General features: G+C 76.1%; 13 protein-coding genes. 4 read left to right on the top strand and 9 right to left on the bottom strand.

Annotation, left to right across the window (positions count from 1 at the left end):
- Positions 1-113: 113 nt before the first annotated feature.
- A complete protein-coding gene (locus tag ACIBAI_RS08180; RefSeq protein WP_399032029.1) occupies positions 114-929 on the top strand; it encodes an alpha/beta hydrolase family protein in 816 nt (271 codons plus the stop codon).
- 129 nt (positions 930-1058) lie between these two features.
- On the opposite strand, the gene ACIBAI_RS08175 is transcribed toward ACIBAI_RS08180, so the two are convergent.
- The gene (locus ACIBAI_RS08175; protein WP_399032027.1) at positions 1059-2558 is read right to left on the bottom strand and encodes an acyl-CoA synthetase; all 1500 of its coding nucleotides are present in this window, start codon (positions 2556-2558) and stop codon (positions 1059-1061) included.
- A gap of 391 nt (positions 2559-2949) precedes the next feature.
- Between ACIBAI_RS08175 and ACIBAI_RS08170 the strand changes: the two genes are divergently transcribed.
- A complete protein-coding gene (locus ACIBAI_RS08170; protein ID WP_399032026.1) occupies positions 2950-4716 on the top strand; it encodes a serine hydrolase in 1767 nt (588 codons plus the stop codon).
- Positions 4717-4774: 58 nt separating this feature from the next.
- On the opposite strand, the gene ACIBAI_RS08165 is transcribed toward ACIBAI_RS08170, so the two are convergent.
- From ACIBAI_RS08165 to ACIBAI_RS08150, 4 genes are all read right to left on the bottom strand, one after another.
- Positions 4775-4966: a DUF2795 domain-containing protein gene (locus ACIBAI_RS08165; protein WP_344609609.1), complete on the bottom strand. Its 192-nt coding sequence runs from the start codon at positions 4964-4966 to the stop codon at positions 4775-4777.
- A 97-nt stretch (positions 4967-5063) separates the two neighbouring features.
- Positions 5064-6650: a phytoene desaturase family protein gene (locus ACIBAI_RS08160; protein WP_399032024.1), complete on the bottom strand. Its 1587-nt coding sequence runs from the start codon at positions 6648-6650 to the stop codon at positions 5064-5066.
- A 52-nt stretch (positions 6651-6702) separates the two neighbouring features.
- The gene (locus ACIBAI_RS08155) at positions 6703-8961 is read right to left on the bottom strand and encodes a tetratricopeptide repeat protein (protein ID WP_399032022.1); all 2259 of its coding nucleotides are present in this window, start codon (positions 8959-8961) and stop codon (positions 6703-6705) included.
- Positions 8962-9532: 571 nt separating this feature from the next.
- Complete coding sequence (locus ACIBAI_RS08150; RefSeq protein WP_344609615.1) at positions 9533-9907, bottom strand: four-helix bundle copper-binding protein; 375 nt, start codon at positions 9905-9907, stop codon at positions 9533-9535.
- Between the two features lie 119 nt (positions 9908-10026).
- Between ACIBAI_RS08150 and ACIBAI_RS08145 the strand changes: the two genes are divergently transcribed.
- Together ACIBAI_RS08145 and ACIBAI_RS08140 are read left to right on the top strand one after the other, a co-directional pair.
- On the top strand, positions 10027-10431 hold the full coding sequence (locus ACIBAI_RS08145) for a ChaB family protein (RefSeq protein ID WP_399032021.1): 405 nt from the start codon (positions 10027-10029) through the stop codon (positions 10429-10431).
- 37 nt (positions 10432-10468) lie between these two features.
- Complete coding sequence (locus ACIBAI_RS08140; RefSeq protein ID WP_399032019.1) at positions 10469-10837, top strand: DUF6479 family protein; 369 nt, start codon at positions 10469-10471, stop codon at positions 10835-10837.
- Positions 10838-11162: 325 nt separating this feature from the next.
- On the opposite strand, the gene ACIBAI_RS08135 is transcribed toward ACIBAI_RS08140, so the two are convergent.
- The 4 genes from ACIBAI_RS08135 to ACIBAI_RS08120 form a co-directional block, all read right to left on the bottom strand.
- A complete protein-coding gene (locus ACIBAI_RS08135; RefSeq protein ID WP_399032224.1) occupies positions 11163-12104 on the bottom strand; it encodes an ATP-binding cassette domain-containing protein in 942 nt (313 codons plus the stop codon).
- A 20-nt stretch (positions 12105-12124) separates the two neighbouring features.
- Positions 12125-12343, bottom strand: coding sequence for an MbtH family protein (locus ACIBAI_RS08130; RefSeq protein WP_399032017.1), 219 nt, complete (start codon positions 12341-12343; stop codon positions 12125-12127).
- A 179-nt stretch (positions 12344-12522) separates the two neighbouring features.
- On the bottom strand, positions 12523-13341 hold the full coding sequence (locus ACIBAI_RS08125) for an ABC transporter permease (RefSeq protein ID WP_399032016.1): 819 nt from the start codon (positions 13339-13341) through the stop codon (positions 12523-12525).
- On the bottom strand, positions 13335-14381 hold a 1047-nt coding region (locus tag ACIBAI_RS08120), incomplete at its 5' end, for a thioesterase domain-containing protein (protein WP_399032014.1). The genes ACIBAI_RS08120 and ACIBAI_RS08125, both read right to left, overlap by 7 nt.

Below are 14381 nucleotides of genomic sequence, written 5' to 3'. Positions count from 1 at the left end.
GGGGCCGGGGGCAGTGCCGTTGCCCCGGCCCACGGGCCCGGCGGCCGGCCGGGCCGGTTTCGCCGGTGGCGATATCCGTCCCCGATGCGCGGCCGCGGACCTACCGTCGCCGTATGCACCCACCGATCACGGGCACGGCCGCCGGTGTGCCGTTCACCGCGCTGCCGCCGGACGGCAACGGCACCGCGCCGCTGGTCGTCACCTGGCACATGCTGGACGCGCCGAGGTCGGACGCCGCGTTCGCCGCCGCGTTGCCGATGCACGGCCTGCCCGCCTGGCGGGTGCACCTCGGCATGCCGATGTGCGGGGCCCGCATGGTCGACGGCGGCACGACCGCCATCGTGGAGCTGGCCCGCCAGGACGTCCTGATGTCCTACCTGTACCCGTTCGTCCGGCAGGCGTCCGAGGAGTTCCCGGCCGCGCTGGCCTCGATCCGTGCGCAGCTGCCGGTCGACGACGGTCCGATCGGCGTGCTCGGCGCCTCGCTGGGCGGGGCCGTCGCGCTGCGGGTCCTCGCCGGTACCGGGATTCCGGTCTTCGCCGGCGCCGTGGTGAACGCCGCCGTGCGGATGCGGTCCGTGGTAGCCCTGTTCCCGGGCGACTACCCCTACGACGAGGAGTCCGGGAAGGCCGCCGACAGCCTGGACTTCGTCGCCCGGGCGGGCCTCGTCGCCGATCGCGCGCCGCTGCTGGTGGTCAGCGGCGAGCTGGATCATCCGGGGCTGCGCGCCGACGCCCTGGACCTCGTCGACGCGCTGGGGGGACGGGCCGAGCTGCTGTCGGTCCCCGGGCTGGCGCATCCGCTCGCCGAGGAGCCCGGCATCGAGCCCGCGCCGCAGCTGCCCCCGGCCCGTGCGGTGGACGCCGGCCTCACCCGGTGGTTCTGGCGCCGTCTCGCGGACGCGGGCCGGATCCGGCCGCCGAGGTGATCCCGGCCAGCGGGCGGTGGCCGGCGCCACGCCGCCGGGGCGCGCGGCACGACGGGGCCGCCGGGTGCCGCCGGACGGCCACCGTCCTCGCGTCCCCGCCGATGCGGGCGTGGTGCCCGGTGGCGGTGCTCAGGTGTCGGCGAAGCGGTCCCGCAGCCGTCGTTTGAGGATCTTCCCGCTGGCGTTGCGCGGCAGCTCGTCCACGAACAGCACCCGCTTCGGCGCCTTGAAGGAGGGGAGGCGCGCGCGGGCGTGGGCGATCAGTTCGGCCTCGGTGACCTCGCCGCGCGGGACGACGACCGCCGTGACGGCCTCGATCCACCGCGCGTCGGGCAGGCCGATCACGGCGGCCTCGGCGACGGCCTCGTGCGTGTACAGCACGTCCTCGACCTGGCGGGAGGCGACCAGGACGCCCCCGGAGTCGATGACGTCCTTCACCCGGTCGACGATCGTGAGGTAGCCGTCGGCGTCCCGCACCGCGAGGTCACCGGAGCGGAACCAGCCGTCGCGGAACGCCTCGGCCGTCTCCTCGGGCTTGTCCCAGTAGCCCTCGCACAGCTGCGGGGAGCGGTACACGATCTCGCCGGGCGTGCCGTCGGGCACGTCCTTGCCGTCCTCGTCGACCACCCGTGCCTCCACGAACAGCACCGGCCGGCCGCAGGAGTCCATGCGTCCCTCGTGCTCGTCGGGGCCGAGGACCGTGGCCAGCGGGCCGATCTCGCTCTGTCCGAAGCAGTTGTAGAAGGCCAGCCGCGGCAGCCGCTCCCGCAGCCGCTGCAGGACGGGCACCGGCATGACCGACGCACCGTAGTAGGCCTTGCGCAGTCCGCCGAGGTCCCGCCGCGTGAAGTCGGGGCGGTTCACCAGGTCGATCCACACGGTGGGCGGGGCGAACAGGCTGTCCACGCGGCCCGCCTCGATCAGGTCGAGGATCCGGTCGCCGTCGGGCGCGCCGAGGACGATGTTGGTGGCGCCGACCGCGAGGTACGGCAGCAGGAACACGTGCATCTGCGCCGAGTGGTACAGCGGCAGCGCGTGCACGGGCCGGTCGCCCGCGCCGAGGTCGAGGGCGGTGATCGCGCTGAGGTACTCGTGCACGAGGGCCCGGTGGGTCATCATCGCGCCCTTGGGCAGGGCGGTCGTGCCCGAGGTGTACAGCAGCTGCGCCAGGTCCTCGCCGCACGGCTCCGGGCCGTCGTACGCCGGTGCGGCCGCCAGCCGGGCGAGCAGCGAGCCGTCGGCGTCGCGCAGCGGCAGCGTCCGTACCCCGCCGGGCAGCCGGCCGGCGAGGCCGGGATCGGCGAGGACCAGCGTGCTGCCGGACTGGCGGACGAGGTAGGCGAGGTCGTCGCCGGTCAGGTTCTGGTTGACCGGCACGTGCACCAGGCCCGCGCGGGCGCAGGCGAGGAAGGCGATCAGGTAGGCGTCGGAGTTGTGGCCGTAGGCGGCGACCCGGTCGCCGGGCGTGAGCCCCTGCGCCAGCAGGACGCTCGCCGCGCGGGAGACGGCGGTGTCGAGTGCGTCGTACGTCCAGGAGCGGTCGGCGTACTCCAGCGCGACCCGCGCCGGGGTGCGGCGGGCGCTGCGCCGCAGCACCCCGTCGACCGTGCTGCCGTGTCCGGGCGTCATGGCAGACGATCCTCGGTTCGGCCGGGGCCGCGGTCAAGACGCCGCGCGGCCCGGGACGGCCCGGCACCGGACCGCGCACCGGGGTCGGGCCGGCACGCCGGCCGCTTCGCCGCGTCCGTCCGGGACGCCGACGAGCGTGCCGGGGGTCCGCTCGCGGACGTGCTCGCCCGGCACGGCGGTCACCGCGTCGGCGAGGGCGGCGACCAGGCGGGCGGGACCGGTGCCACCGAGCGCTCGCCCCGGTCCGCGCGGTGGGCGGCGGGTCTCCCCCGGCGCCCCGTCGGCTGCCGGTCCTCGCACGCCCCGTTGACAGACCGCGCGCCCGACACGAAAGTTCCCCTGCGCAAGACGAGTCCGGAACGACACGTCCAGCCCGGATGCGGGGGTCCTCATGGCAGCCGACGACAGACGTGGTCTCACCCGCCGTCGGCTGGGCGCCGGCGCGCTCGCCCTGGGCGGCGCGCTGGCCCTGGCGCCGCTGCCGGCCGCCGCGGCCGGCGCCGCGTCGCCACGTTCCGCCCTGCGGCCCGGCTCCCCCGAACGCGCCGGTCTGCTGCGCGCCCCGCTGCGGCGACTCGTCGCCGACGCGAAGGCGTTCCTCGGCCCCTCCCCCGAGCACCCCTGGTACGCGGGCGCCGTGCTGCTCGCCGGGCGCGGCGGCACCGTGGCGCTGCACGAGCCGATCGGCATGGCGGTGCGCTACCGGGCGTACGACGAGAAGACCGACACCGGGATCGAGTTCCCGGCCGAGCAGCAGATCCCGACGACCCGGGACACCGTGTTCGACCTGGCGTCGGTGTCCAAGCTGTTCACCTCGCTCCTCGCCGTGCAGCAGCTGGAGCGGGGCGCACTGGAACTGGAGGCGGCGGTCGCCTCGTACCTGCCGGAGTTCGGGCGCGCGGGCAAGCATGAGGTGACGATCCGTCAGCTGCTGACGCACACCTCGGGTCTCCGCGCCTGGATCCCCCTGTACGACGCGCCCACGCACGAGGAGAAGCTCGGCCTCGTCTTCGCCGAGGCGCCGGCCGTCCCGCCCGGGACCGCCTACCTCTACTCGGACCTGAACCTGATCTCCCTCCAGCTCGTGCTGGAGCGGATCACGGGCCGCTCCCTGGACGTCCTCCTCCACGAGGAGATCACCGGCCCGCTGGGCATGCGCCGCACCCGCTACAACCCGCCCGCCTCCTGGCGGCCGGGCATCGCGGCCACCGAGGACGCCCGCAGGCCCTGGTCGGGTCTGGACCGCGGGCTGGTGTGGGGCGAGGTGCACGACGAGAACGCGTTCGCCCTCGGCGGCGTCGCGGGCCACGCGGGCGTCTTCTCCTGCGCGTGGGACCTCGCGGTGCTCGCCCGGACCCTCCTCGACGGCGGTTCCCACGGCCGGGCGCGCATCCTGGAGCCGGAGTCCGTGGAGCTGATGTTCAGCGACTTCAACACCGCCTTCCCCGGCGACGAGCACGGCCTCGGCTTCGAGCTGTACCAGCACTGGTACATGGGAGCGATGGCCACCCCGCGCACCGCCGGGCACACCGGCTTCACCGGCACCTCGCTGGTCCTCGACCCGACCACCGACTCCTTCCTGGTGATCCTCGGCAACTCCGTGCACCCGGTGCGCGGCTGGCGCTCCGGTTCCGCGCCCCGGGTCGCCGCGGCCGACCACCTGGCGCGGGCCGTGCCGGTGCGTCCGGCGCACGGCCGTACCGCCTGGTTCTCCGGGATGGCGAGCGCCACGGCCGCCACGCTCGCGCTGCCCGCGCTGGACACCTCCGCCGGCGGCGCGCGGCTGCGGTGCGCCCTGTGGTGGGACACCGAGCCCCGGGCCGACGCGCTCGTCCTGGAGGCGTCGGCCGACGACGGCGCGACCTGGCGGCCCGTCCCGTTCACGACCACCCGCCGGGGCGGGGAGCCGGAGCACCGTCCGGCCGGCGCGGTCACCGGGTTCTCGGGCCGCGTCTGGCACCGGCTCGCCGCGGACCTGCCGGCCGCCCGCGGGCTCGCGCTGCGCTGGCGGTACACCACCGACCGGCTGTACGCGGGCCGCGGGGCGTACGTCGACGGGCTGCGCGTCGAGGCGGCCGACGGCGTCCTCTTCGACGAGTCGCGGCCGGCGGACGCGGCCCGGATCCGGGCCGCGGGCTGGACGCCGTCGGCCGACTAGCCGTGCCGGCCGGGCCCGCTCCGCACGGGCGCCGGCGCGCTGCCCGCCGGGGACGGCCTCACTGGTTGAAGACGGCCTTCTGCACCTCGTTCGGTCCGTCGAAGTGGTCCTGCTTCAGGCTGTCCAGGCGGCTGACGACCTTCTCGTCGGCCTTGTTCCTGCGGGCCTGGTCCACCAGGTGCTTCTTGTCCGTCGGGTAGTCCATGCCGCTGAGGGCCTTCTGCAGGTCGATCGGGCTGAGGTCGGCCATGGGAGCCTCCCGTGGGACGGTCCGGCCGTCCCCGCGGGGCGGCCGGATCCTGCGGATACCTTCGACCTGTCGGAGTGCCCCGCCCGGCGCCGGCCATTCAACCGCCCCGCGCCCGCAGCACCGCCATCGCCGCGTTGTGCCCCGGCACCCCGCTCACACCGCCCCCGCGCACCGCTCCCGCCCCGCACAGCAGCACGTTCGCGTGCCGGGTCGCCACGCCCCAGCGGCCGGCTCCGTCCTGGGCGTACGGCCAGGTGAGGTCCCGGTGGAAGATGTGGCCGCCGGGCAGCCTCAGGTCGCGCTCCAGGTCCAGCGGGGTCTTCGCCTCGATGCACGGGCGCCCGTCCGCGTCGGTGGCCAGACAGCCGGCGAGCGGTTCGGCCAGATGGGCGTCGAGCTGGGCCAGCGTCGCCGTCAGCAGGTCCTCGCGGACGGCGTCGTCCTGCCCGTCGTCCCGCGCGAACAGCCGGGCGGGTGTGTGCAGGCCGAACAGGGTGAGCGTGTGGTACCCCCGCCCGGCGAGGTCCGGGCCGAGGACGCTCGGGTCGGTGAGCGAGTGGCAGTAGGTCTCCGAGGGCGGGGCGGTGGGCGGCTCGCCGGCCGCGGCCCGGGCGTACGCGGCGGCCAGCTGCCGGTAGCCCTCGGCGACGTGGAAGGTGCCGGCGAAGGCCTCGCGGGGGTCGGTCGCGCTGTCCCGCAGCCGGGGCAGCCGCTCCAGCAGCATGTTCACCTTCAGCTGGGCGCCCTCGGCCGGGGCCGGGGCCGGGTCGCCGGTCAGCGCCGCCAGCTCCTGCGGGGAGGCGTTGACAAGGACGTGCCGGGCGGCGGCGACGCCCTCCCCGGTGGCCGTGCGGTAGGCGACCTCGGCCGTGCGGCCGTCCGTGGCGATGCGCACCGCCTCGTGCCCGGTGGCGAGGACGGCGCCCGCCCGGCGGGCCGCGGCGGCCAGCGCGTCGGTGAGGGCGCCCATGCCGCCGACGGGCACGTCCCAGGCTCCGGTGCCGCCGCCGATCACGTGGTACAGGAAGCAGCGGTTCTGCTTGAGCGAGGGGTCGTGGGCGTCGGCGAAGGTGCCGATCAGCGCGTCGGTGAGGACCACGCCCCGGACCAGGTCGTCGGTGAGGTGCTCCTCGATCGCGACGCCGATCGGCTCCTCGAACAGGGCCCGCCAGGCGGCCTCGTCGTCGACGCGGCGGCGCAGCTCCTCGCGGGTGGGCAGCGGCTCGGTGAGGGTCGGGAAGACCCGCCGGGCGACGTGGCCGGTCAGGGCGTGGAAACGCCGCCACGCCCCGTACTCGCGGTCGGAGCCGGTGAGCCGGGCGAACGCCTCCCGGGTCCGCCGCTCCCCGCCGCCGACGAGGAGCCCGGTGGGACGCCCGTCCCGCTCGGTGGGGGTGTACGAGGAGACCGGGCGGGCGCGCAGGCGGACGTCCAGGCCGAGATCCCGCACGATCTTCCGGGGCAGCAGGCCGACCAGGTACGAGTACCGGGACAGCCGGGCGTCGACTCCGGCGAAGGGACGGGCCGACACGGCCGCGCCGCCGGTGTGGTCCAGCCGCTCCAGCACCAGCACGGAACGCCCGGCGCGGGCCAGGTAGGCGGCGGCGACCAGGCCGTTGTGGCCTCCGCCGACGACGACGGCGTCGTACGCCCGGCCGGCGCGCGGTCCCTCGGGTGCGGTCATGGTTCTTGGTAGCACGCGGTGGTCCGCGGCGGCCAGGGGCGGCGGGCCGCCGTCAGGGGACGGGCCGGGACCGCAGTGCCGTCGTCCTGCGGTACAGCTCCGCGGCCTCGGCGGCGCGGCCGAGCTGTCCGAGGCAGTGCGCCTCGTCGTCGCGGCTCGCGAGGGTGTCGGGGTGGTCCGCGCCGAGGACGCGTTCGCGGGCGGCGGCCACCCGCCGGTACTCGGCCAGCGCGTCCGCCCAGCGGCCCAGCCAGCCGAGGCCGACGGCGACCTCGCGGCGGCTGACCAGGGTGTCCGGGTGGTCGGGGCCGAGCACGCGCTCGCGGATCGCGCACACCTGCCGGGCCTCGGCGAGGGCCTCCTCCCAGCGCCCGAGCCGGCCGAGGCCGACGCCCAGGCCGTGGCGGGCGCGCAGGGTCTCCGGGTGGTCGGGGCCCTGGACCCGGGCGCGGTCCTCGATCAGCTCGCGGTACACGGTCAGCGCCCGGGCGCTGCGGCCGAGGCGGCCGAGGCTGATGCCGATCTCGTAGCGGGCGGCGAGCGTGTCGGGGTGGTCGGGGCCGAGCGCCCGGGCGCGGTCCCGGGCGACCTCCTCGTAGGCGTGCAGGGCTTCCTCCCAGCGGCCCAGCCGGTCCAGCGCGTGGGCGACCTCGTAGCGGGTGACCAGGGTGTCGGGGTGCAGGGGCCCGAGCACCCGGGCACGGGCGGCGGCCACCTCGCGGGCCGTGCGCCAGGACTCCTCCGGGCACCCGAGCCGGCCGAGGCTGACGGCGAGGTTGTGCCGGCAGCGCAGGGTGTCGGGGTGGTCGGCGCCCATGGTGCGCTCCCGGGCGGCGAGCACCGAGGCGTACACCCGGTGGGCGTCGAAGTGGCGGCCGAGCCGGCCGAGGGCGTACGCCATCTCCTGGCGGGCGGCGAGGGTGTCGGGGTGGTCGGCGCCGAGCACCCGGATCCTCACCTCGGCGACCTGCTTGTACGCGCGCAGCGCGTCGGCGGCGCGGCCGGTGCGGCTGAGGGCGAAGGCGGCCTCGTAGCGGCTGGCGAGGGTGTCGGGGTGGTCCGGGCCGAGGAGGTGCTCGCGCTCGGCGGCCACCGCCCGGTGCACCTCGCCCGCCTCCGCCCAGCGGCCGAGCCGCCCGAGGCTCAGGCCCGCCCGGTGCCGGCCGGCCAGCGCGGCGACGGCCTCCGGCGGCGGTTCGGGCCGCTGCCCGGGCCCGGGTTCCCCGGCCGGGTCCGGCGCGGGCAGGGGATCCCCGGCCGGGTCCGGCCCGGGGCGCGGGGCCCAGACGCCGGACAGGCCCGCCCCCGGGTCCGCCGGCGTGCCGTGCGGGCCGGTGCCGACGGCCTTGGGCCCGGTGGTCATGCCGCGGGTCCAGGACGGCAGCCGGGTCCCGACCGCCACCGGACCGCGGGTGCGCGGCGCCGGCCAGGAGGTCACCGCGGCCGGCGCGTGCGCCGGCGCGGTGCGGCCCGCGGTGATCCGGCGGGCCAGCTCGCGGGCGTCGCGCGGACGCTGCCCGGGCTGTTTGGCCAGCAGGTCCAGGATGATCCTCTCCAGGTAGCCGGGCAGCTCGGCGCGGTGGCTGCGCGGCGGCTCGGGCGGGGTGTCGCGGTGGCCGACGAGGACGGCCCAGGCGTCGTCGAGGTCGAAGGGCGGTGTGCCGGTGGCGAGCTCGTACAGCACGCAGCCCAGCGAGTACAGGTCGCTGCGGCGGTCGACCTCGTCCCCGCCGATCTGCTCCGGCGACATGTAGTGCGGGGTGCCCATGGCGATGCCGGTGCCGGTCAGGCGGGAGGTGGGGCCGGTGTCGCGACCGAGGCGGGCGATCCCGAAGTCGCAGATCTTCACCGTGCCGTCGGCGAGCCGGACGATGTTCGCGGGTTTCAGGTCCCGGTGCACGACGCCCTGCTCGTGGGTGTAGGCGAGGGCCTCGGCGACCTGTTCGGCGATGTCGACGACGTCCGCGACCGGCAGGGGACGGCCCTTGTTGTCCTCCAGGAGCCGGCTGAGGTCGCGGCCCCGCAGCAGCTCCATGACCAGGTAGAGGACGCCGTCGGACTCGCCGAAGTCGTGTACCACGGTCACGCCGCGGTGCTGGAGCGCGGCGGCCACGCGGGCCTCGCGCCGGAACCGCTCCCGCAGCACCCGGCCGGAGGACCGGTCGGGGGGCGTGCCGAGCGGCTTGAGGCACTTGACGGCGACGTGCCGCCCCAGCGACTCGTCCCGCGCCCGCCACACCTCTCCCATGCCGCCGCGCCCGATCAGGTCGAGCAGCCGGTACCGGCCGTGGATCAGTCCGCTGTCCCCCATCTCTGCACCCGCCCCCGTCGCTGATGCGTCCGCCCTCCCCCGGCCCGCCCAGTATGGCGGGCTGTCGCCCGGTTTTGTACGGTGCGGGACACCCGTCCGGACCGAGCCGGGCCATGGCGCGGGGACGTGCCCGGGAGCCGGTGGCGGGCGCGGACGTGCGGGAACGCCGCACGGCAGCGGGCCCGTGACCGGCGGGCGCGGGAGGCCGGCGGCGGGAGAGGGGGCCGGCCTGCCGTAGGGCCCCTGCGCGCAGGACGGTAGGGAGACCTACGGCGGGTGTGCCGTACACCGCCCCGGCAGCTCACGCCGGGCGGATCAGGGGTGGGCCGGCGGGCGCGGCAGGAAGCCGCCCGCCTCGCGTGCCTCGGCTCCCGCGGCGGGTTCGGGGCGCGCCGTGCCGGAGCGGGCGGCCCGGCTCCGGCCGGTTCGCGGGGGCGGCGGGGAGGTCCGGCTCGCCCGCCGTGCCGGCGGGCCGGCGCCGTACGCGTGGCGTGCCCGAACCCCCTCCCGCCGGCTCGCGCGGCCGCCGAAGAAGCGGGGCGACCGCCCCCGGTGGCCCGGGAGCGCCGCGTCAGTTCAGCGTGGCGAGGAAGTCCGTGCAGGCCCGGGCGCAGGCGCGGCACGCCTTCGCGCTCTCCTCCGCTCCCGGCTGCATGTCGAAGACGTGCGCGGTCTCCAGGCACACCGTCCGGCACCACTCCAGCTGGGCCCGCATGGCGGCCTCGTCCACCTGGCTCTGCTCGGACAGCACCCGGCAGGTCGCGTCGCACACCTCCGCGCACATGATGCCCTTGCGTCGTACGAGTTCCTGGTTCTCTGTCCCGTCCGGATCCACGAGGCTCGCGCGCAGCGCGCAGGCCCGCGCGCACTCGGTGCACGCCTGTGCGCAGGCGAAGCGATCCTCCAGGAACCGGAACAGCTCCTGTTGGGAAGTCGGTGATGTCACACCGCGCGGGTAGCCCGTGCCGCGGGCGTCAAACCCGGCGCTCCCCGGGTTCCGGCCGGTTTTCCGGGCCCCGGCGCGGGCACCCGTGCGGCCCGCGACGACGCACGGAGGTGTCCACCGTGCCCGGACGACAGGAACTGCCGTCGACCCTGGAGCGGTCCCCCCGCGACGCCCAGCGCACCTGGATCGAGGCCCACGACTCGGCCGTGGAGCAGTACGGCGAGGGCGAGCGGGCGCACCGGGTGGCGTACGGCGCGCTGAAGCACAGCTACGAGAAGGTCGGCGACCACTGGGAACGCAAGGAGGGCGGTCGCCGGGGCCCCTCGGACCCCCGGTCGGCCCGGCCCCGGCAGCGGGGCGGCCGCAGCGGCGAGGGCGTCGACGAGCGCGCCTCGAAGGAACACCTGTACGACATGGCGAAGCGGCTCGGCATCGAGGGCCGGTCGCGGATGTCGAAGGCGGACCTGCTCGACGCGATCCGCAAGGCGAACCGTTCGCGGACGCGCGCGGCCCGGTCCGGCTGAACAGGTTGGCGGCGGACAGCCGGGGTACCCGCGGGCCATGAACACCGCATGGATGGAAATGGCAGCGGGCCGAGGCGCCCTCGGCATCGGGCTGGCTGTGGCGGGTGTGGTGGTCGTGGCCCTGCTGATCGGCGCCTTCGCCCTGGGCATCCGGAACATGCGCCGCAACCCGGGTCCGCCGGACCCCGCGGAGCAGCCCCGACTGCCCGACGACGGCCCGGTCCGCGAGGAACACCAGAACCGCGCCCCCGACGAGATGCCCAGAAGCGAGACCCGGCTGACGCCGCACGAGATGCCCGCCCACGGCAACATGCCGAGCCGGCCCGCCCCCGAGGGGGAACGGCCTCGCTGGAGCGGGGGCAGCAGCGGCTCGTTCGGCAGCGGCGGACCGGGCGGCGGCCGCTGACCCGCGGGCACGGCGCTCCGGACCTCCGTTCCGGGGCGAGCCCTGGCCCCTCCGCGCGTCACGGTTGCCGTGCGGAGGGGCCAGGGCCCGTGCCTGTGCGCGGGCCCTCCGCCGTGTCCGGTCCGGTCCCGGCCGTCCGACCGCAGGAGCGGGCGCACCGGGGCGCGTGCCCGCGGCCCGGCGACGTCGGTGCGGGACCCGGGCGGCGGCGGCTCCCGGTCGAGTGCCGTCAGGCGGTCGTCGCACGGTTCCCGGAGCACGGTCGTCCCCGGGAGAAGCCGACGCCCCGGCGGGGCCGTCCCCTCCAGCGCGTTGCGCACCTCGGTCAGGTGGAGGGACGGCCCGTCAGGTGGGCGAAGACGTCGTCGAGGGTGGGGCGGCGCAGGGCGAAGTCGGTGACCCGGATGCCCGCGTCGCGCAGGGCGACGGCCACGTCGGCGACATCGCCGAGGCCGTCGTTCAGCTGGACGGCGACCCTGCCCTTCTCGGCGTCCACCGTCGGGGGCGTCGTCAGGGCCGGTCCGAGGGCGGTGAGGACGGCGGTGACGTCGGACGGGGCCGGGACGGTCAGTTCCAGCCACTCGGGGCCCACTTTGCGTTTGAGGGCTTCGGGCGTGCCGTCGGCGATCACCCGGCCGGAGTCGACGACCGCGATCTGGTCGGCGAGGAAGTCGGCCTCCTCCAGGTACTGCGTCGTCAGCAGCAGGGTCACCCCGCCGTCCACCAGCTCCCGCACCAGGCCCCACAGCGCCATCCGGCTGACCGGGTCGAGGCCCGTGGTCGGCTCGTCGAGGAACAGCACCGGGGGCGAGGTGATCAGGCAGCTGGCGAGGTCGAGACGGCGCCGCATGCCGCCGGAGTAGGTGCGGGCCGGCCGGTGGGCCACGGCCGTGAGGCCGAAGCGCTCCAGGAGCTCGTCGGCCCTCCGGCGTGCGGCCCGCCGGCCGAGGTGCAGCAGCGTGCCGAGCAGGACCAGGTTCTCGCGTCCGGTGAGCACCTCGTCCACCGCGGCGTACTGCCCGGCGAGGCCGATGCGCCGGCGTACCTCGCGCGGCTGTCTGGCCACGTCGAAACCGGCCACCTCGGCATGGCCCCCGTCCGGCGCCACGAGCGTCGTGAGCACCTGCACGGTGGTCGTCTTGCCGGCCCCGTTGGGGCCGAGGAGGCCGAGCACCGTGCCGGCCCGCACGTGCAGGTCGATCCCGCGGAGCGCCTCGACGTTCCGGTACCGCTTGCGGATGCCCTCCGCCCGGATGGCCGTCTCCACCTCCACCGCCCCCACTCCGCTCAGCGCACCGGGTCCGCGGCCCGCTCCCGCAGGCTGCGGGGGCGCATGTCCGTCCAGTGCTCCTCCACGTAGGCGAGCGCGGTGGCGTGCGGGCTCTCCGCGAGCGCCACGGTCCAGCCGGGGGGCGTCGGCGCGAAGGCGGGCCAGATGCAGTGCTGGGCCTCGTCGTTCACCAGGACGAGGAACGTGCCGTTCTGGTCGTCGAAGGGGTTCGGCATGGCGTCGTCACTTCCGTTTCGTCGTGGACTCGTCGGATGGGTGGGGTGTGCCGGATGTGCCGGGGCCGTGGGGCTCGTCGAGCGCGTCCTCCGGGCCGACTGTGGCAGGTGCCGCTGACAGCGGGCTGATGCCGCCGGCGAGGCGCCGGCGCCCGGAACGGGGGCCCTCGCGCCCCGGGTCAGGAGGCCGCCCGGCGGTAGCGGCGCAGGCTGAGGATCACGGTGAGGACGAAGACCGCCCCGAGGGACACCGCGATGGCCAGGGACGTGTGCTCGGCCGGGAAACCCCCGCCGGTGGCCGTGGGGTTGCCCCACAGCTCCCGGGTCCGGGTGACCACGGCGCTGACCGGGTTCCACTCGGCGAGCGGGCGCAGCCAGCCCGGCAGTCGGTCGACGGACTGGAAGGCGTTGGACAGGAACGAGAACAGGACGGTGACCAGGCCGGCGACGACGTTGATCGTCTCCAGGTTGCGGGAGAACAGCCCCAGCAGCACGCCGACCCAGAGCATCGCGTACATGAACACGGCCAGCAGCAGGAAGCCGGCGAGGACGGAGAGCGGTCCGCTGTCGGGCCGCCAGCCGAAGAGCACGCCCAGCACCGTGACCACGGCCAGGCCGATCAGGCCGACGGCCAGGTCGCCGAGGGTGTGGCCGAACAGAACCGCCGGCCGTGAGATCGGCAGGCTGCGGAACCGGTCGACGAGCCCGCCGCGCAGGTCCGTCGCGACGGCCACGGCGGTCGGTCCGATGCCGGCGAGCCCGGCCTGCGCGGCCACCCCCGCGAACAGGTACTCCTGGTAGTCGCCGCCGGTGACCGCCAGGGACCCCTGGAAGAGGTAGCCCAGCACGATCATCGAGACGAGCGGGTTCATGACGATGCCGACCAGGCGGCCGGGAGCCCGGCGCAGGCGCCGCAGCCTCCGGCCCGCCACGGCGAGGGACTCCAGGGCCAGCGCGACCGGCGGCGCGGGCGTCCGTACCTGAACCAGGGTCACCATGCCCGCTCACCGCCCCGCCCCGCGTCCAGGCGGTCGAGGGCGGCGTCCACGACGCGTCCGACGACGGCCTGGGGGCCCGGGTGCATCAGGTACTCGTGGCCGCAGTCGATCCGGTGGATCCTCACGGTTCCGTCCACGTGCGGTTCCCATCGTCGGGTCTGGTCGGCCAGTTGGTCCGCCGTCCACTCCCGGGTGGCGGCGAACAGGTGCAGGTCGCCGCGGAAGCGGCCGGCGGCGAAGCGCTCCATCAGGTCGCCGTGGGTCCGGGCCAGGCGCAGCAGCCGCGGGATCCCCCGCTCGCCGAGTTCGGCCAGCGGGTGGCTCTCCTGCCGCAGGACGCCGAGGAGTTCGGCCGGGGTGACCGGCCGCCCGGTGAACTCGCCGCGGCTGTGGCCGAGCGTCTCCAGCGCCCGCAGCAGGAGCTCGTGGTCGTCGCCGTCCTCGTCGCGGCCCGTCGGGCCGAGGTAGCCGTCCAGGTTGGCGAGGAAGTCGACCTCGTCGCCCGCCTGTTGCAGCTGCACGGCGATCTCGTGGGCGAGCACGCCGCCGTAGGACCAGCCGAGCAGCCGGTACGGGCCGTGCGGCCGGAGCCGCTTGATGTGCCCGACGTACTCGGCGGCCACGGCACGGATGTCGTCGGGGATCGGCGCCGCCCCGCCGGCGGCCGGTGACTGCAGGCCGTAGAGCGGGTGCCGTCGGTCGAGGTACCGGGCGAGTCCGACGTACGGGAGGCTGAAGCCGAGTCCGCTGTGGACGAGGAAGACCGCGGGCGCCTCTCCGCCCGGCCGGATGGGCAGCACGGTGGCGAACGGGTCGAGCAGGGTCTCCTGGGCGGGGCCCGTCTTCTGTGCGCGGGTGGCCAGTTCGGCGACGGTGCGGTGCAGGACCACGTCGGCGACGCTGAGCCGCAGTCCGGCGGACTGGGCCCGGCTGACCAGTCGCACGGCGAGGAGGGAGTGTCCGCCGAGGTCGAAGAAACTGTCGTCGACGCCGACCCGCTCCAGGCCCAGCACCTGGGCGAACAGCGCGCACAGCACCTC

Origin of the sequence: Streptomyces sp. NPDC051041 (genome assembly GCF_044456065.1) — a bacterium.
Classification (GTDB): domain Bacteria; phylum Actinomycetota; class Actinomycetes; order Streptomycetales; family Streptomycetaceae; genus Streptomyces; species Streptomyces glaucus.
Note: the sequence above shows the minus strand (reverse complement) of the source record. Positions and strands in the feature narration are given on the sequence as shown.